Raw genomic sequence first — 18261 nt, 5'->3', positions numbered from 1 at the left:
GGCCTCCAAGGAAAATGTGGCGAAAGACATTGCTTCGTATAAGAGCTTTCGCACCCAGGCCTCTGGCGTTATCCTTGATTTCATCCTTTATTGCCGTTGGGCGGCTAAAAAACGACCTTGAACGCACCCATAGAACCACATCGTTTTATCCTCGAGCCCTTTGAGGCTCGCCGCTTCGCCAATCTGTGCGGGCAATTCGACGAGCATTTGCGCTTGATCGAGCAGCGCCTGACCATCGAGATCCGCAACCGCGGCAATCAGTTCGAATTGATCGGCGAACCCAAGCACACCACCTCCGCGGAAAACCTCCTGCGCCGTCTGTACCGGGAAACCAAGGGTACCGAGCTGTCGCCGGACATGGTGCACCTGTTCCTCCAGGAATCCGCCGTCGAAGAGCTGAACAATCACCCTGTCGCCGAAGCGGCCGTGGCCCTGCGCACCAAAAAAGGCATGATTCGCCCACGCGGCTTGAATCAGCAGCGCTACGTCAAGGAAATCCTCGGCAACGACATCAACTTCGGCATCGGCCCGGCCGGTACCGGCAAGACCTACCTGGCCGTGGCCTGTGCGGTAGACGCACTGGAGCGCGAGCAGGTACGGCGCATCCTGCTGGTGCGCCCGGCGGTCGAGGCCGGCGAGAAACTCGGCTTCCTGCCTGGCGACCTGGCCCAGAAGATCGACCCGTACCTGCGCCCGTTGTATGACGCCCTGTATGAAATGCTCGGCTTCGAACATGTCGCCAAGCTGATCGAGCGCCAGGTCATCGAGATTGCGCCGCTGGCCTACATGCGCGGCCGTACGCTGAACAACAGCTTCATCATCCTCGACGAAAGCCAGAACACCACCGTCGAGCAGATGAAGATGTTCCTGACCCGGATCGGCTTCGGTTCCACCGCGGTGATCACGGGCGACATCACCCAGGTCGACCTGCCCAAGGGCACCAAGTCCGGCCTGGCCCATGTGATCAACGTCCTCAAGGATGTGCCGGGCATCAGCTTCACTCACTTCATGCCCAAGGACGTGGTGCGCCATCCGCTGGTGCAACGCATCGTCGAAGCCTACGAGCGCTTCGAGCAGCGCGTGGCCGACGAGTCCGCCCAGCCCGCCGCGGAAAAAGGCAATCGCCACGATGCTTGAGCTTGATCTGCAACTGGCAAGCGACAAGCCTGCTCCCAGCGAAGCCCTGTTCCGCCAATGGTGTGAGCTGGCCCTGCGCCAGCGCACCGCCGACTCGGAACTGACCATCCGTCTGGTGGACGAGCCTGAAGGCCGCGAACTGAACCGCACCTGGCGGCAGAAGGACTATGCCACCAACGTCCTGTCGTTCCCCGCCGATGTGCCGGACGAGCTGCTGGACATTCCATTGCTCGGCGACCTGGTGATCTGCGTCGAAGTGGTCGAGCGCGAAGCCGCCGAACAAGGCAAGGACCTCCAGGCCCACTGGGCCCATCTGGTGATTCACGGCTGCTTGCATCTATTGGGTTACGACCACATAGATGACGACGAAGCCGAAGAAATGGAAGCACTGGAACGAACGTTGCTTGCAGAACTGGGTCATCCCGACCCTTATGCGGACGACGAAACCGAAGAACATCCATCTGTAACAACCAAGGATTTAGAGTAATCGCTATGAGCGAAGACCGATCGAGCAGCGGGCAAAAGTCGTGGCTGGGAAAACTGACCCAGGCTTTTGCCCATGAGCCGAAAAACCGCCAGGAGCTGCTGGAGCTGCTGCGCGAAGCCCATCAGAACAAGTTGCTGGACAGCGAAGCGCTGGCCATCGTCGAAGGCGCCATCCAGGTCGCTGACCTGCAGGTACGGGACATCATGGTTCCGCGCTCGCAGATGATCAGCATCAAGGCAACCCAGACTCCCCGCGAATTCCTGCCGTCCGTCCTCGATTCCGCGCACTCGCGGTATCCGGTGATCGGCGAAAGCCATGACGACGTCATGGGCGTTCTGCTGGCCAAGGACCTGCTGCCGCTGATCCTCAAGGAGAACGGCGACAGCTTCAACATCAAGGACCTGCTGCGTCCAGCGACCTTCGTGCCCGAGTCCAAGCGCCTGAACGTGCTGCTGCGCGAGTTCCGCGCCAACCACAACCACATGGCCATCGTCATCGACGAATACGGCGGCGTGGCGGGGCTGGTGACCATCGAGGACGTGCTGGAACAGATCGTCGGCGACATCGAAGACGAGCACGACGTCGAGGAAGACAGCTACATCAAGCCCCTGCCGAGCGGCGATTTCCTGATCAAGGCGCTGACGCCGATCGAGAACTTCAACGAGTTCTTCGACAGCGAGTTCTCCGACGACGAGTTCGACACCGTCGGCGGCTTGGTGATGAGCGCGTTCGGGCACCTGCCTAAACGCAACGAAATCACCGAAATCGGTGCCTATCGCTTCCGTATCCTGAATGCCGACAGCCGTCGGATTCATCTGCTGCGACTAACGCCTATCCCCCGTTAAGGATCGACATGCTGCGCTTAACCCGCCCCGGCTGGCCCGGTAACCTGCTGGCCATGGCGGCTGGCGCAATCACCACCCTGGCCCTGGCGCCATACGACATCTGGCCGCTGGCACTGCTGGCGGTCGGCTTCTTTTATGCCGGCCTGCGCGAGCTGAGCCCGCGTCAGGCGCTGTGGCGCGGCTGGTGTTTCGGCTTCGGCCTGTTTGCCGCCGGCACGAGCTGGATCTACGTCAGCATCCATACCTACGGTGGTGCCTCGGTGCTGCTGGCCAGTTTGCTGATGCTGGCCTTCATTGCCGCCATCGCCTTCTTTTTCGCCCTGCCGGCCTGGATCTGGGCGCGCTGGCTGCGGCGCAATGAGGCCCCCCTCGCCGACGCCCTGGCCTTCGCCGCCCTCTGGGTGGGCCAGGAAGCCTTCCGCGGCTGGTTCCTGACGGGCTTCCCCTGGCTCTACTCCGGCTACAGCCAGCTCGACGGCCCTCTGGCCGGCCTGGCCCCGCTGGGTGGCATGTGGCTGATCTCCTTTACCCTGGCGCTGACCGCCGCCCTGCTCTACAACCTGCCGGGCCTGATCCGCGCCGGACGCAAGGGGTTTATCGCCGCCGGCCTAGTGCTGCTGGTCGCCCCCTGGGTGATCGGCATCGCGCTCAAGGGACACGCCTGGACCAGCCCGTCGGGCGAGCCGCTGACCGTGGCGGCGATCCAGGGCAATATCGAACAGAGCCTGAAGTGGGACCCCGCACAGCTCAACTCCCAACTGGCGCTGTACCGCGACATGAGCTTCGGCTCCAAGCGCGTGGATCTGCTGGTGTGGCCGGAAACCGCGGTGCCGGTGCTCAAGGAGTCGGCCGAAGGTTATCTGAACATGATGGGCAACTTCGCCGCCGACCGGCATTCGGCGCTGATCACCGGCGTACCGATCCGCCAGGAAGTGCACCACCAGAAACGCTACTTCAACGGCATTACCGTGGTCGGCGAAGGCGATGGCGAATACCTCAAGCAGAAGCTCGTGCCCTTCGGTGAGTATGTGCCCCTGCAAGACCTGCTGCGCGGCCTGATCGCGTTCTTCGACCTGCCCATGTCGGACTTCGCCCGCGGCCCTGCCGACCAGCCTTTGCTGCAAGCCAAGGGCTACCAGATCGCGCCGTTCATCTGCTATGAGGTGGTGTATCCGGAATTCGCCGCCGGCCTGTCAGCCCGCAGCGACCTGCTGCTGACCATCAGCAACGACACCTGGTTCGGCACTTCGATCGGCCCACTGCAACACTTGCAGATGGCCCAGATGCGCGCCCTGGAAGCCGGCCGCTGGATGATCCGTGCTACCAACAACGGGGTGACCGGCCTGATCGATCCGTTCGGCAAGATCACCGTGCAGATTCCGCAGTTCGAACGCGGGATCCTGTACGGCGAAGTGGTGCCGATGCACAACCTGACGCCTTACCTGCAGTGGCGCTCCTGGCCACTGATCATCCTGAGCGTCCTGCTATTCGGCTGGGCCCTGCTGGCCAGCCGGATCGCCAAGACCGTCTGACCTCATCGCGAGCCTGCTCGCTCCTGCCGGGGATTTGCGATTCCCGTGGGGGCGGACTGGCTCGAGATGAACCTAGTCCTCTCCACGATAAAACAGCTTGTAGCCCACCAGCCCCACCGCCTCGTTCAGTAACTGGCCGCTCTGCCAGATCGACTTGAACTCCGGCATCCAGCCGCCCAGCGGCCTGGCGTTATCCACCCCAAGGAATCCCACGGGGGCCGGCACCACGGTGAATCCTGCCTGCTCGAAACTCCAGACAGCCCGCTGCATATGCCAGGCCTGGGTGACCAGCACTATGCGTTTGACACCTTGCGGCTCCAGCACTTGTGCGGTGAATTGGGCGTTTTCCCAGGTCGTGCGGCTACGCCCTTCCTGCCAGCGCACCTTCACGTCGAAATCGTTCAGCAACGACTCGGCCATCAGCGCCGCTTCCGTAGGCGGCGTGCCGTAGTGCAGGCCTCCGCTGGTCAGGATCGGCAACCCGGAAGCCTTGGCCAGGCGCGCCGCGTAACGCTGACGCTCGAGCCCGACCCCGGTCGGCTGGTCGGATCCCCAGGCCGGATCGCCACGCTCCCGCCCCGAGCCCAGCACCACGATCGCATCGGCCTGTTCGGCCAGGGTCGACCACTGGCTTTGCGTCAGTGCTGGCTCACTCTCCAGGACACCCGCGCCCCACTCCACCATCACAGGCAGACTCATCAACCAGAACCCGCCCAGGCCGAGGGCAAAACACGCACCGGCCAATCGCGGCCTCGAGCGGCGAAACCACCAGGCGAACAGAAGCAACAGCAACAGAAGGCCGGGCGGCAGGAGTAGTTGTTTGACGAAATAACGAAAAGGCATCGAGCATCTCCAAAGATGCTCGAAGCCTAAGTGGGTAAAAGCAAAGCAACAACAGATACGAAACAGATTTTGCGCACAAGGTACGCGGCGTTGACGCTGCGCAGATGCCCGAATGGGCTGCGCAGACTCACTTGAAGTGCAGGGATCGGACCTTTACCGCATCCCGGGCGGGCATCTTGTCTTTCAACCAGATGACCTTGGCCGAATGTGGAGTCACTTCGTGCCTCAGGCATTCGAGCACGCTCAATTGCGTCTCACGCTCGCTACGATCCAGATAGGCTTTGATCACCTCGAGCTCGGCATGACTCAGGCCACGCAACTCCAACTCCACAGGACGCTCATTACGCAAGCTTCCTGCTGTTCTCGCTGTATCCAGGGCCAAAGCCAGACGATCTATCAATCGTTCGTACAACTCGGGTTTTGTAACTTTCCGCTGCGACTCAACCATCCACTCACCTCATGAAAGTAAGACTCACTCCCCTTTTTGAGCTTAGCCGCACTGCCGAAACCGGCCGGGTGCCGCGACCAACGGCCCACGGCGCGTAATCAGGGTTTCCCTCGGTAGAGCGCGGTCATGTATGCTACGGCGCTTCCTGTAACTCCACTTCCAGCTCGACTGGGTAGCGAAAACGCCACATTTGGCGTCATCACCGCCCAACGTTGCATTGAAGAGGATTAGGCCACCCCTATTCAGTTCAAAAGTAGCCATGCACGAACACTATCAGCCCCGTGAAATCGAAGCCGCCGCCCAGTCGTTCTGGGATGAGCAAAAGTCCTTTGAAGTCAGTGAACAGCCAGGCAAGGAGACTTACTACTGCCTGTCGATGTTCCCTTACCCCAGCGGCAAGCTACACATGGGGCATGTGCGTAACTACACCATCGGCGACGTGATCTCCCGCTACCAGCGCATGCAAGGCAAGAACGTGCTGCAACCCATGGGTTGGGACGCCTTCGGCATGCCGGCGGAAAACGCCGCGATGAAGAACAACGTCGCACCGGCCAAGTGGACCTACGAAAACATCGCCTACATGAAGTCCCAGCTGCGCAGCCTGGGCCTGGCGGTGGACTGGTCCCGCGAAGTCACTACCTGCAAGCCGGACTACTACCGCTGGGAACAGTGGTTGTTCACCCGCCTGTTCGAAAAAGGCGTGATCTACCGCAAGAACGGCACTGTGAACTGGGACCCGATCGACCAGACCGTCCTGGCCAACGAACAGGTGATCGACGGTCGCGGCTGGCGCTCCGGCGCGCTGATCGAAAAACGCGAAATCCCGATGTACTACTTCAAGATCACCGCCTACGCGGATGAGCTGCTGGAGAGTCTCGACGAGCTGCCGGGCTGGCCCGAGCAGGTCAAGACCATGCAACGCAACTGGATCGGCAAATCCCGTGGCATGGAAGTGCAATTCCCCTACGACCAGGCCTCCATCGGCGAAGCGGGCGCACTGAAAGTCTTCACCACCCGCCCTGACACCCTGATGGGCGCGACCTACGTTGCCGTGGCCGCCGAGCACCCGCTGGCCACCCTGGCGGCGCAGAACGATCCGGCGCTGCAAGCCTTTATCGCCGAGTGCAAGGGCGGCAGCGTCGCCGAAGCCGATATCGCCACTCAAGAGAAGAAAGGCCTGCCGACTTCGCTGTTCGTCGAACACCCGCTGACCGGTGAAAAACTCCCGGTATGGGTCGCCAACTACGTACTGATGCATTACGGCGATGGCGCGGTGATGGCTGTTCCGGCGCACGATGAGCGCGACTACGAATTCGCCACCAAGTACAACCTGCCGATCAAGAACGTGGTGCGCACCAGCGCTGGCGACGAAACGCCTGCGCCTTGGCAGGACGCCTACGGCGAGCACGGCGAACTGATCAATTCCGGCGAGTTCAACGGCCTGGATTTTGCCGGTGCCTTCGACGCCATCGAAGTGGCCCTGCTGAAGAAAAACCTTGGCCAATCCCGTACCCAGTTCCGCCTGCGCGACTGGGGCATCAGCCGTCAGCGCTACTGGGGCTGCCCGATCCCGATCATCCACTGCGCCAGCTGTGGCGATGTACCGGTACCGGAAGACCAGCTGCCGGTAGTACTGCCGGAAGACGTGGTGCCGGACGGCGCCGGTTCGCCACTGGCGCGCATGCCCGAGTTCTACGAGTGCAGCTGCCCGAAATGCGGCAAGCCTGCCAAGCGTGAAACCGACACCATGGACACCTTCGTCGAGTCCTCGTGGTACTACGCCCGCTACGCCTCGCCAAAATACGAGGGTGGCCTGGTCGACCCGGCCGCGGCCAACCACTGGCTGCCGGTGGACCAGTACATCGGAGGTATCGAACACGCGATCCTGCACCTGCTCTACGCCCGCTTCTTCCACAAGCTGATGCGCGACGAGGGCCTGGTCAGCTCCAACGAGCCGTTCAAGAACCTGCTGACCCAAGGCATGGTGGTCGCCGAGACCTACTATCGCCGCGAAGCCAACGGTGCCTACACCTGGTACAACCCGGCCGATGTCGAGCTGGAGCGTGACAGCAAGGCCAAGATCGTCGGCGCCAAACTGATCAGCGACGGCCTGCCGGTGGAAATCGGCGGTACCGAGAAAATGGCCAAGTCGAAGAACAACGGCGTCGACCCTCAGTCGATGATCGAGCAGTACGGCGCGGACACCTGCCGCCTGTTCATGATGTTCGCTTCGCCACCTGACATGAGCCTGGAATGGTCCGACTCCGGCGTCGAGGGTGCCCATCGCTTCCTCAAGCGCGTCTGGCGCCTGGCCCAGTCTCACGTAGCCCAGGGCCTGCCGGGCGCACTGGAACTGGGTGCGCTGAACGACGAACAGAAAGTCATTCGTCGCGCCATCCACCTGGCGATCAAGCAAGCCAGCCAGGACGTCGGCCAGAACCACAAATTCAACACCGCCATCGCTCAGGTCATGACGCTGATGAACGTGCTGGAAAAAGCACCGCAAGCCACCCCGCAGGACCGTGCCCTGTTGCAGGAAGGCCTGGAAACCGTGGCCCTGCTGCTGGCGCCGATCACCCCGCACATCAGCCACGAGCTGTGGAGCCAGCTGGGTCGCAGCGGCGCCATCATCGACGCCGGCTGGCCGGTGCTGGATGAGAACGCGCTGGTTCAGGACAGCCTGCAACTGGTCATTCAAGTGAATGGCAAACTGCGTGGCCAGATCGAAATGCCAGCCAGCGCCAGCCGTGAAGAGATCGAAGCCGCCGCTCGGAGCAACGAGAACGTGCTGCGCTTCACCGAAGGCCTGACGATTCGTAAAGTGATCGTCGTGCCTGGCAAGCTGGTCAATATCGTCGCTAGCTAATTGGATCAGGCGTCAGCCCAAGGCTGACGCCGAATAAAACCTCCAGGGCCGCCCTGTCGGCCCACATGGTTTCAAGGGGAGCAACAAGATGATCAAACGCAACCTCCTGGTGATCGGCCTGGCCGTACTGCTGAGCGCCTGCGGCTTTCAGCTGCGCGGTACCGGCACCACCGAACTGGCGATCAAGGAACTCGACCTGAGCGCCCGCAACGCTTACGGCGAAACCGTGACCCAACTGCGCCAGGTCCTGCAGAGCAGTGGCGTCAAGGTCTATGCCGGCGCGCCTTACAAGCTGGTGCTGACCCGCGAACAGGAATCCCAGCGCAGCCTCAGCTACGCCGGTGCCGGTCGTTCGGCCGAGTATGAAATGACCACCGTGCTGAACTACGAAATCCAGGGCCAGAACAACCTGTCCCTGCTCAGCGACAAACTGCAAGTGCAGAAGGTCTACATCCACGACGGCAACAACCTGGTGGGTTCCGACCAGGAGTCGCTGGAAGTGCGCAAGGAAATGCGTCGCGACCTGGTGCAGAACATGATGCTGCGCCTGCAACTGCTGACCCCGACCCAGCTGGATCAACTGCAGCAGACCGCGGATGCTCGTGCCAAGGCCGAGGCCGAGGCGCTGGAAGCCGCGCAGAAGGCTGAGGCGGAAACCCCGCAACAGTCGCCCATGCAGTTGCCGAACCAGTAAGTCTCGTGGGGCGCGCAAGCGCCCCGCTTGCCCTTCCTTATGAAACTCGCCCCCGCTCAACTCGGCAAACACCTGCAAGGCACGCTCGCACCGGTCTACGTCATCAGTGGCGATGATCCGTTGCTGTGCCAGGAAGCCGCCGATGCCATTCGCAGCGCCGCCCGCCAGCAGGGCTTCGATGAACGCCAGGTATTCAGCGCCGACGCCAATTTCGATTGGGGCACCCTGCTGCAAGCCGGTGCGAGCATGTCGCTGTTCGCCGAAAAACGCCTGCTGGAACTGCGCCTGCCTTCGGGCAAGCCCGGCGACAAAGGCGCAGCGGCCTTCATCGAATACTGTTCACGGCCGGCCGAAGACACCCTGCTGCTGATCAGCCTGCCCAAGCTCGATGGCAGCGCGCAAAAGACCAAGTGGGGCAAGGCCCTGATCGATGGCGAGCAGACCCAGTTCATCCAGATCTGGCCGGTGGATGCCAGCCAGTTGCCGCAGTGGATTCGCCAACGCCTGTCCCAGGCCGGGCTTTCCGCCAGCCAGGACGCCGTGGAACTCATCGCGGCCAGGGTAGAAGGCAACCTGCTGGCCGCGGCCCAGGAAATCGAAAAGCTCAAGCTGATGGCCGAGGGTGGCCAGATCACGGTGGAAACCGTGCAAGCGGCAGTCGCCGACAGTGCGCGCTTCGACGTTTTCGGGCTGGTGGACGCGATCCTCAACGGTGAGGCCGCGCATGCCCTGCGCATGCTCGAAGGCCTGCGCGGCGAAGGTGTCGAGCCTCCGGTGATTCTCTGGGCACTGTCCCGGGAACTGCGGTCGCTGGCCAATATGTCGCTGCAGTACAGCCAGGGCACTCCGCTGGATAAAGTGTTCAGCCAGGCCCGCCCGCCCGTCTGGGACAAACGCAAGCCGCTGATGAGCAAGGCCCTGCAGCGCTATTCCGCGCCACGCTGGGCGCAATTGCTGCTCGATGCCCAGCGCATCGATGCGCAGATCAAGGGGCAGGCTGCTGGCTCGCCCTGGAGCAGCCTGAGCCGCCTGTCGCTGCTGATGGCCGGACAACGCTTGCCTCTCCCCGCCGAATAACCTGACACTTTGTAGGAGCGAGCTTGCTCGCGATCAGCGCCAGCCGGTACCGCGGTTTCCTGGCCGATCGCTATCACGAGCAGGCTCGCTCCTACAGGTTCGGGAGATCCAACGAAAGACACTGAAAAGTCCTACACATCACAGGGCTGGACAGCGGGGTAAAGCTGGCCGATCATCTGCCGCGCAAACCCACCTCAAGCGAGAACCCAAAATGAGCAAGCCATCCAAGCATGGCCCCAACAAGGCCAAATCCATCATCGCCCAGCCCCTGTTCCGCAGTCGTCAGGAACGACCCGCCAAGGGCAAAGGCAGCTACCGCCGCGAAGCCTTCCAGTCTAAAAGCTGGGAGGCTTCTTACTTTCTGGCTGCATAAAGCAGAGAACCCCGCCGGCGTGATAAGGTCTGTATCTGATTCGTATTCTCTGGACCTGTGCATGCCCTTCTGTCTTTCCCGTCGTTGGCACCTGCGCCAACTGATCGCTGCCTCCAGCCTTGCCCTGCTCGTCGCCTGCGCGGAAAAACCCACCGCCGCCGATGCCCAGCCACTCCAAAGCATTCAAGCCGCCCCTCTCGCCGCGCCTGCAACCGTCGCTCCGCTGGCCGTCGACAACCTGGACATCCAGCCAACCCAGACCTTTGCCCAATGGCAGGCAGGTTTCCGTGTCGAAGCCCTGAACGCGGGGATCCGCGCCGATCTTTTCGACCGGGCGTTCGCCGGTATCACCCCGGACATGGGCGTGATCAAGGCCGACCGCAGCCAGCCGGAATTCACCCGGCCGGTGTGGGAGTACCTCGACGGCGCCCTGTCGCCGCTGCGTGTGCGTAAAGGCCAGGCGCTGATCAATCAGTACGCCGACATCCTGCAGCAGATCGAACAGCGTTATGGCGTCGATCGCCAGGCGCTGGTAGCGGTCTGGGGCATGGAAAGCAATTTCGGTGAGTTCCAGGGCAACAAATCAGTCATCCGCTCCCTCGCGACCCTGGCCTACGAAGGCCGTCGCCCGGCCTTTGCCAACAGCCAACTGCTGGCCGCCCTGCAGATTCTCCAGCACGGCGATATTCAACCCGAGAAGATGCTCGGCTCCTGGGCCGGCGCAATGGGGCAGACCCAGTTCATCCCAACCACCTACAACACCCACGCCGTGGACTTCGACGGCGATGGCCGCCGCGACATCTGGAACAGCCCGGCCGACGCCCTGGCCTCGACTGCGCACTATCTGCAAAGCTCCGGCTGGCAGAAAGGCCAGCCATGGGGTTTCGAAGTGGAGTTGGCGAGCGGCTTCGACTATGCGCTGGCGGACGGTGCGATCCGTAAACCGGTATCCGAGTGGCTGCGCCTGGGCATGAAGCTGCCCAACGGCGCCAGCGTTCCGCCAGGCTCCGAGCAGCTTTCGGCGGCCTTGCTGCTGCCGGCGGGTTATCGCGGACCGGCGTTCCTGATCCTCGACAACTTCCGCGCCGTTCTGAAGTACAACAACTCTTCGTCCTATGCCCTGGCGGTGAACCTGCTGTCGCAACGCTTCAACGGTTCGGGCTTGATCAACGGCGTCTGGCCGAAAGACGACATGCCCCTCAGCCGCTCCGAGCGCATCGAGTTGCAGAGCCTGCTCAGCGCCAACAATTACGATGCTGGCAACCCGGACGGCATTATCGGCGCCAATACCCGCAAGGCGATTCGCAGCGCGCAGCAATCGCTGGGCTGGCCTGCCGATGGCTATCCGACCCACAAGCTGCTGGAGAGCCTGCGCTCGCGTTGAGCCGGCCTGCGCGCCAATCACCAGGGTCATCGTCTTGGACACGCTCGCTCCCACAAGGGGAGCGGGCACGGGCTGATCAGCCGAACACCACGTCCTGTTCCAGGATCAACTGCTTCTCCCCCGCATCCAGCCTGACCATCGCTCCCAACGGCAGGGTCAGGTTCGGATCGCAGTGGCCACTGCGCCATCCAGCCAGCACAGGAATGCGTAGGGGTTCGAAGGTCTGCTTGAGCAGCCCGGCAAGCGCCTGGGGCTCCACGCCCGCCACATCTCCCACCAGCACACCACGAAGCCTGTCGAGCGTGCCGGCCAGGCGCAGGTGCGTCAGCAGACGGTCGATCCGGTACAGCGGCTCGTTGATGTCTTCGATAAACAGAATGATGCCGTCAGCATTGATCTCATACGGCGTGCCCATGGTCGCGGCGATCAACGACAGATTGCCCCCCAGCAACTGGCCGCAGGCGATGCCAGGTTCGATGGTGGTCAAGGGATAAGCCGCCGGATGCGCCAGCAGGCTGCCAGCCTTCAGTTGCCCCCTGAGCAGGCTGAACAGCGAGGACTCGGTCGGTGGCTGCTTGTCGCCCAGCAGGTCGGCATTGAGCATCGGCCCGTGAAAGGTCACGAAACCGGCATGACGATTGATGGCCAGGTGCAGCGCAGTGATGTCGCTGTAGCCGACAAACGGCTTGGCGTGGCGGCGCAACAGGTCGTAATCAATCCGGTCGAGCAAGCGTGGGCTGCCGTAGCCCCCCCGCAGGCACAGGATCGCATCGACATCGTCATCGGCGAAAGCGGCGTGCAGGTCGTTCAGGCGGACCTCGTCGCTACCGGCCAGATAGCCGTCCTTCTGCTGGACTCCGGGGTAGATCCGCAGCGAATAACCTCGAGCGCGCATCCAGCGGGCGGCTTGCTCGGTATCCAGGGCCGCGGGCCCGGCAGGTGCAATCAAGCCGATCAGCCCTTGCGAAGGCAGCGTCGGCACCGGCCGTTGCGCACAAAGGACGTCAGTCGGTTGGAGGGTCATCCAATGGTTCTCCCTGTGTGGATTCTCTAGTGCACAGTAGCCATGAAAGCGGGCAAACAGAAGTGCCGAAACGCCACGGCGCTTGCAGGAAAAGTCTATGAAGGGAGGGAGACGCGGGCGTAACGGAAGATGACGCCCGCAAGGAAAGACCTTGCGGGCGCATTACATCAGGAGACCAGGCCTTCTTTGGCCAGCTTCGCCTGCTCGTCGGCGTGGTAGGAGGAGCGTACCAGCGGGCCCGAGGCGACGTTCTTGAAGCCCATCTTGTAACCTTCCTCGGCGAACCAGGCGAAAGTGTCCGGGTGCACGAAACGCTGCACCGGCAAGTGGCTGCGGGACGGTTGCAGGTACTGGCCGAGGGTCAGCATGTCGATGTCGTGCTCGCGCATGCGCTTCATGACTTCGATGACTTCGTCGTCGGTCTCGCCCAGGCCCAGCATCAGGCCGGATTTGGTCGGTACGTGCGGCACCAGCTGCTTGAACTTCTGCAGCAGGGTCAGCGACCACTGATAGTCCGAACCCGGACGCGCGGCCTTGTACAGGCGCGGCACGGTTTCCAGGTTGTGGTTGAACACATCCGGCGGCTCGGCGGCGGTGATTTCCAACGCGACGTCCATGCGGCCACGGTAGTCCGGGACCAGGGTTTCCAGCTGCACGTTCGGCGACAGCTTGCGGATTTCGCGGATGCAGTCGGCAAAGTGCTGGGCACCGCCGTCGCGCAGGTCGTCGCGGTCGACCGAAGTAATCACCACGTACTTCAGGCGCAGGTCGGCGATAGCCACCGCCAGGTTCATCGGCTCATCGACGTCCAGAGGCTTCGGACGGCCGTGACCGACGTCGCAGAATGGGCAGCGACGGGTGCAGATGTCGCCCATGATCATGAAGGTGGCGGTACCGCCGGAGAAGCATTCGCCCAGGTTCGGGCAGGATGCTTCTTCGCAGACGCTGTGCAATTTGTGCTTGCGCAGCAATTGCTTGATCCGATCGACTTCCGGGGACACCGGAATTCGCACGCGAATCCAGTCCGGTTTCTTCGGCAGTTCGGTGGTCGGGATGATCTTCACCGGGATACGTGCGACTTTCTCGGCACCGCGCAATTTAACGCCGGTTTCAACTTTCGCACGGGCCGGGCGCTCGGAAACATCCAGCGTCGGGATCAGGGTTTGCACAGCGTCTTGCGCAGTAGTCATATCAGTCGATTCCGCCCGTTAGGGTCGTCTGCTCAGCATAGTCGAGGTGTTTGACGAGCTGCGCACGCAGCCGGGCACTTACCTCGGCAAATTCAATCGGTCCTGTGTGGTCGCTCAGCTGGGTCATTGCCAGCCCGGCATAGCCACAGGGGTTAATCCGTCGAAACGGCTGCAGATCCATGTCCACGTTCAAGGCCAGGCCATGAAAGGAACAACCATGGCGGATCCGCAGGCCCAGGGAGGCGATTTTCGCGCCATCGACGTAAACGCCGGGGGCATCCGGCTTGGCCGCCGCGGTCACGCCGTAGCTGGCCAGCAGCTCGATCAGGCACTGCTCCATACGGCTGACCAGGTCGCGCACGCCAAAACCCAAACGGCGCACGTCCAGCAGCAGATAAGCCACCAGTTGGCCAGGACCGTGATAGGTCACCTGGCCACCCCGGTCGACCTGCACCACCGGGATATCCCCGGGGAGCAACAGGTGTTCGGCCTTGCCCGCCTGGCCCTGGGTAAAGACCGGCGGATGCTGCACCAGCCAGATTTCATCGGGAGCGTCGGTGCCGCGTTCGTTGGTAAAGCGTTGCATGGCCTGCCAGACCGGCTCGTAGGCCATCTGGCCGAGCTCGCGAAAGCCCAGCGTTTGTGGCATCACAGCACCATGTGCACGAAACCGGTGGCCCGCAACTCGCTGTTGATGTCGTACAGCTGTTCTTGACCGGTGGCGATGATGTGCAGCTGGATGGTCGTGTACTTGCCGTTGGTGCTCTGACGCTCGGCCAGGGTCTTGTGGTCAACGGTCGCGTGTTTTTCAAGGATCGCGATGATCTTGTCCTTGAAACCCACGCCGGTGTCGCCGATCACCTTAATCGGGTAATCCGCGCAGGGGAATTCGATCTTTGGCGCCTTTACTTCGGTGTCTGTCATGGCGTAACGGCCTCGTAAGCCGTGGCGACGGACGCGGCCCCCGCTCTACTTCAGAGCGAGGGCCACGCGGGTCGACAATATCAGTTGAACAAGCCGTAGAAGAATAGGCGGATGCTATCCCACATGCGGCGGAAGATACCACCTTCGTCGACCGCGTCCAGAGCGATCAGGTCGGCACTGTGCACCACCTTGTCGTCCAGTTTCACTTCGACTTTACCAATCACGTCGCCCTTGGCGATAGGCGCGATCAATTGTGGATTCATGGTCATGCTGGCCGCGAGCTTCTTCAGCTGGCCTTTTGGCATGGTCATGCTCAGGTCCTGGGCCAGACCGGCCTTGACCTGGGAGGCAGTGCCTTTCCAGACAGGCGCCTGAGCCAGCTCGGTGCCCTTCTGGTAGAAGGTCTGGGTTTCGAAGAAGCGGAAACCATAGGTCAGCAGCTTCTGGGTTTCGGCTGCACGAGCCTGCTCGCTGTTGGTACCGAACACCACGGCGATCAGGCGCATGCCGTCACGCACGGCCGAGGACACCATGCAGTAGCCGGCTTCGTCGGTGTGGCCGGTTTTCAGGCCATCGACGGTCTTGTCACGCCACAGCAGCAGGTTGCGGTTAGGTTGCTTGATGCCGTTCCAGAAGAACTCTTTCTGCGAGTAGATCGCGTAGTGAGCCGGGTCTTCGTGAATGATGGCGCGAGCCAGGACCGCCATGTCGTGCGCCGAGGAGTAGTGCTCGGGGTTCGGCAGGCCGGTCGGGTTCATGAAGTGGCTATTGGTCATGCCCAGGTCGCCGGCGGTCTTGTTCATCATGTCGGCAAAGGCGTCTTCGCTGCCGGCGATGTGCTCGGCAACCGCGACGCTGGCGTCGTTACCCGACTGAATGATGATACCGTGCAGCAGGTCGCTGACAGTGACCTGCGAACCGACCTTGATGAACATCCGCGAACCGCCGGTACGCCAGGCGTTCTCGCTGACGGTCACCGGGTCGTTCTCACCGATCTGGCCGCGACGGATTTCCAGGGTCGCGATGTAGGCCGTCATCAGCTTGGTCAGGCTGGCTGGCGGCAGACGCTGGTCACCGTTGTTCTCCACCAGCACGTTACCGCTGCTGGCCTCCATGAGCACATAGGACTTGGCGGCCAGCTGCGGTGGCGACGGCATCACTTCTACCGCCCAGGCGGCAGGCGTGATGATCAGCGGGACAAGCAGACACAGGCGTTTGGCAAAGGTGGTGATGTTCATCCGTCTCTCGAAATTGCTAATGGAAACTTGTCCTCGCGGACAAAACTATTCAGACAGCCTTCTAAAGGGCTGTCGCGTGTTCAGTTGTTCACTCACGACCCTTGCCGGGCTTTTGTTGTACGACGAGCCAACAACCTGGGTTCACCCCCCAAATACCGCGGGTGAACCATGAATCAGAATCCGATTACTCGGCGGTTACCAGGCTCGGCTGCCCCAGATTGGCCAGCCGGACACTGTTCTGCACTTGCTGGATCTCACCCTGCGAGCCGATCGGCCCCAGGCGTACCCGGTGCAGGGTCTGTTGATTGCGCACGATCGAGCTGATGAACACCGGAGCGCTCACCATCCCGCTCAGCTTCGAGCGCAGGAGCTCGGCAGCGTCCGGGTTGGCGAAGGCGCCCACCTGCAGATACTGGCCAGAGGCTTGCACAGAAGCGTTTTTTTTTGCATCCAGCTGCACCGGCACGACGGCCGCGGCGTGCTGCTGCGCAGGTGGAGTCCATTGCTCGACGGTCCCCGTGGACGCCGTCATCACTGGCGCGGCTTTCGGCTCGTTGAGCATCAAGGGCGCCGGCCGGCCGCGCTGGGCCCACCATTCCTGCGGGTCGATGCCCTCGACCTTGACCCGGGCAGTGCCGATCTCGGCATAACCGAGCTTCTTGGCCGCGGCATAGGACAAATCGATGATCCGGTCCGAATAGAACGGCCCACGGTCGTTGACCCGCAGGATCACGCTCTTGTGGTTGTCCAGGTTGGTCACTCGGACATAACTCGGCAAGGGCAGGGTCTTGTGCGCGGCACTCATGCCGTACAGGTCATACACCTCGCCATTGGCGGTGTTCTGCCCGTGGAACTTGGTGCCGTACCAGGAAGCCGTGCCCGAAGCGACATAACGCTTGGATTCGGCCATCGGGAAATAGGTCTTGCCCAGCACCGTATAAGGGTTGGCCTTGTACGGGCCGGTGTGCAGGGTCGGCGTGGCGTCAGGGATACGCGATACATCGACGTCCCACCAGGGCGCGCCGTCTTTGTGGGCGCGGTTGATGTCCAGGACCGGTTTCGAACGTGCGGCCGTCGCCGGGCCTTTCTGTTTCGGCGCCTGGGTTGACGAACAACTGACCACCAGCAAGGACAACGCGGCAAGAGCCACCAGCTTCAGGGGTTTGCGGATTGGCGATGCCAGCATTACTTGACGCCCCGTGCTTGGACCAGCTGTTCAGAGAGCTGATGTACGGCCATGGCGTACATCACGCTGCGGTTATAACGCGTGATCGCGTAGAAATTCTTCAGGCCCATCCAGTATTCGGGGCCATTGTCACCTTCCAGGCGAAAAGCCGTGACCGGCATATCATCGCGCAGCGCATCATGACTCGACCAGCCCAGCGCCCGCAACTCCCCAACGGTTTTCGTCGGTTCGATACCGGTGGTCAGGCCCTCGTCGACCTGATCGCCACGCACTTCGGCCCGACTGACCACCGGCTGCCCGGCCTCCCAGCCGTGACGCTTGAAATAGCTGGCAACACTGCCGATGGCATCGTCCGGATTGGTCCAGATATTGATGTGGCCGTCGCCGTCGAAGTCCACAGCATAGGCGCGAAAACTGCTCGGCATGAACTGCGGCAAGCCCATGGCGCCGGCGTAAGAGCCTTTGAGGGTCAGTGGATCGACCTGTTCCTCGCGCGCCAGCAGCAGGAATTCGCGCAATTCCTTGCGGAAGAACTCGGCACGTGGCGGGTAATCGAAGCCCAGGGTCGACAGCGCATCGATCACCCGATAGTTACCGGTGTTGCGCCCGAAGAAGGTTTCGACACCGATGATCGACACGATCACCTGGGCCGGCACCCCGTATTCCTGCTCGGCACGGGCCAATACCGCCTCGTGCTGGCGCCAGAAGTCCACACCGCGGGCGATACGCGCGTCGGTAATGAACATCGGCCGGTATTCTTTCCACTGTTTGACCCGCTCGGCGGGCCGGGAAATGGCGTCGAGGATCGACTGCTTGCGCTCGGCCTCGCGAAACACCCCCATCAGCTGTTCGCCCGCGAAGCCATAGTCGCGAGTCATTTCGCCCACGAACTCGGCCACTTGGGGCGAACCTTCGTATTCGCCGCCGGCCAGCGCTTCCTGCGCTGCACCAAGGATGCCTACCAGACCGACCCACGGCGCATACCGAGCGGTCCAGCCACGCATTGCTTGCAT

The 18261-nt window shown here is 62.1% G+C and carries 18 protein-coding genes; 9 read left to right on the top strand and 9 right to left on the bottom strand.

The window, feature by feature from the left end; translation table 11 throughout:
- Nucleotides 1-117 precede the first annotated feature (117 nt).
- The 4 genes from DK261_RS14755 to lnt are packed head-to-tail and all read left to right on the top strand — an operon-like array spanning nucleotide 118 to nucleotide 4001.
- Nucleotides 118-1137 (top strand): PhoH family protein, encoded by a 1020-nt coding sequence (locus DK261_RS14755; RefSeq protein ID WP_023969268.1) that lies wholly within the window; start codon nucleotides 118-120, stop codon nucleotides 1135-1137.
- The gene (gene ybeY / locus DK261_RS14750) at nucleotides 1130-1624 is read left to right on the top strand and encodes an rRNA maturation RNase YbeY (RefSeq protein ID WP_007927084.1); all 495 of its coding nucleotides are present in this window, start codon (nucleotides 1130-1132) and stop codon (nucleotides 1622-1624) included. The genes DK261_RS14755 and ybeY overlap by 8 nt, the downstream gene beginning before the upstream one ends.
- A gap of 5 nt (nucleotides 1625-1629) precedes the next feature.
- Nucleotides 1630-2469: an HlyC/CorC family transporter gene (locus DK261_RS14745; protein WP_007927086.1), complete on the top strand. Its 840-nt coding sequence runs from the start codon at nucleotides 1630-1632 to the stop codon at nucleotides 2467-2469.
- Nucleotides 2470-2477: 8 nt separating this feature from the next.
- Nucleotides 2478-4001 carry an apolipoprotein N-acyltransferase gene (gene lnt / locus DK261_RS14740; RefSeq protein WP_009051024.1) on the top strand — a complete coding sequence of 508 codons (1524 nt, stop codon included), beginning with the start codon at nucleotides 2478-2480 and terminating at the stop codon, nucleotides 3999-4001.
- A gap of 72 nt (nucleotides 4002-4073) precedes the next feature.
- Here the strand turns inward: lnt and DK261_RS14735 are convergent, their stop codons facing one another.
- Both DK261_RS14735 and DK261_RS14730 read right to left on the bottom strand, forming a co-directional pair.
- The gene (locus DK261_RS14735; protein ID WP_110175892.1) at nucleotides 4074-4844 is read right to left on the bottom strand and encodes a YdcF family protein; all 771 of its coding nucleotides are present in this window, start codon (nucleotides 4842-4844) and stop codon (nucleotides 4074-4076) included.
- Between the two features lie 127 nt (nucleotides 4845-4971).
- A complete protein-coding gene (locus tag DK261_RS14730) occupies nucleotides 4972-5292 on the bottom strand; it encodes a hypothetical protein (RefSeq protein WP_023969272.1) in 321 nt (106 codons plus the stop codon).
- A 259-nt stretch (nucleotides 5293-5551) separates the two neighbouring features.
- Here DK261_RS14730 and leuS point away from each other — a divergent pair, with 259 nt between their 5' ends.
- The 5 genes from leuS (at nucleotide 5552) to DK261_RS14705 (ending at nucleotide 11686) form a co-directional block, all read left to right on the top strand.
- A complete protein-coding gene (gene leuS / locus DK261_RS14725; protein ID WP_110175891.1) occupies nucleotides 5552-8158 on the top strand; it encodes a leucine--tRNA ligase in 2607 nt (868 codons plus the stop codon).
- Nucleotides 8159-8246: 88 nt separating this feature from the next.
- Nucleotides 8247-8852 (top strand): LPS assembly lipoprotein LptE, encoded by a 606-nt coding sequence (gene lptE, locus DK261_RS14720; RefSeq protein WP_009051028.1) that lies wholly within the window; start codon nucleotides 8247-8249, stop codon nucleotides 8850-8852.
- 39 nt (nucleotides 8853-8891) lie between these two features.
- On the top strand, nucleotides 8892-9929 hold the full coding sequence (gene holA / locus DK261_RS14715; RefSeq protein ID WP_028683493.1) for a DNA polymerase III subunit delta: 1038 nt from the start codon (nucleotides 8892-8894) through the stop codon (nucleotides 9927-9929).
- Nucleotides 9930-10140: 211 nt separating this feature from the next.
- Nucleotides 10141-10302, top strand: coding sequence for an alternative ribosome rescue factor ArfA (gene arfA / locus DK261_RS14710; RefSeq protein ID WP_007927093.1), 162 nt, complete (start codon nucleotides 10141-10143; stop codon nucleotides 10300-10302).
- A gap of 61 nt (nucleotides 10303-10363) precedes the next feature.
- Nucleotides 10364-11686 carry a lytic murein transglycosylase gene (locus DK261_RS14705; RefSeq protein ID WP_009051030.1) on the top strand — a complete coding sequence of 441 codons (1323 nt, stop codon included), beginning with the start codon at nucleotides 10364-10366 and terminating at the stop codon, nucleotides 11684-11686.
- A 76-nt stretch (nucleotides 11687-11762) separates the two neighbouring features.
- Here DK261_RS14705 and DK261_RS14700 read toward each other — a convergent pair whose 3' ends face one another.
- The 7 genes from DK261_RS14700 to mltB form a co-directional block, all read right to left on the bottom strand.
- The gene (locus DK261_RS14700) at nucleotides 11763-12710 is read right to left on the bottom strand and encodes an LD-carboxypeptidase (RefSeq protein WP_101283679.1); all 948 of its coding nucleotides are present in this window, start codon (nucleotides 12708-12710) and stop codon (nucleotides 11763-11765) included.
- Between the two features lie 167 nt (nucleotides 12711-12877).
- Nucleotides 12878-13900 carry a lipoyl synthase gene (lipA, locus tag DK261_RS14695; protein ID WP_007927101.1) on the bottom strand — a complete coding sequence of 341 codons (1023 nt, stop codon included), beginning with the start codon at nucleotides 13898-13900 and terminating at the stop codon, nucleotides 12878-12880.
- Nucleotide 13901: 1 nt separating this feature from the next.
- Nucleotides 13902-14549: a lipoyl(octanoyl) transferase LipB gene (gene lipB / locus DK261_RS14690; RefSeq protein ID WP_096375544.1), complete on the bottom strand. Its 648-nt coding sequence runs from the start codon at nucleotides 14547-14549 to the stop codon at nucleotides 13902-13904.
- Complete coding sequence (locus DK261_RS14685) at nucleotides 14549-14824, bottom strand: DUF493 domain-containing protein (RefSeq protein WP_008152827.1); 276 nt, start codon at nucleotides 14822-14824, stop codon at nucleotides 14549-14551. Before DK261_RS14685 ends, lipB begins: the two co-directional genes overlap by 1 nt.
- An 80-nt stretch (nucleotides 14825-14904) precedes the next feature.
- Nucleotides 14905-16062: a D-alanyl-D-alanine carboxypeptidase family protein gene (locus DK261_RS14680; RefSeq protein WP_009051033.1), complete on the bottom strand. Its 1158-nt coding sequence runs from the start codon at nucleotides 16060-16062 to the stop codon at nucleotides 14905-14907.
- A 184-nt stretch (nucleotides 16063-16246) separates the two neighbouring features.
- Nucleotides 16247-17248 carry a septal ring lytic transglycosylase RlpA family protein gene (locus tag DK261_RS14675; RefSeq protein ID WP_110175890.1) on the bottom strand — a complete coding sequence of 334 codons (1002 nt, stop codon included), beginning with the start codon at nucleotides 17246-17248 and terminating at the stop codon, nucleotides 16247-16249.
- Nucleotides 17248-18261 carry a lytic murein transglycosylase B gene (gene mltB / locus DK261_RS14670; protein WP_025807698.1) on the bottom strand — a complete coding sequence of 338 codons (1014 nt, stop codon included), beginning with the start codon at nucleotides 18259-18261 and terminating at the stop codon, nucleotides 17248-17250. Before mltB ends, DK261_RS14675 begins: the two co-directional genes overlap by 1 nt.

The organism is Pseudomonas sp. RW409 (assembly GCF_003184125.1).
GTDB lineage: Bacteria > Pseudomonadota > Gammaproteobacteria > Pseudomonadales > Pseudomonadaceae > Aquipseudomonas > Aquipseudomonas chlororaphis_I.
Note: the sequence above shows the minus strand (reverse complement) of the source record. Positions and strands in the feature narration are given on the sequence as shown.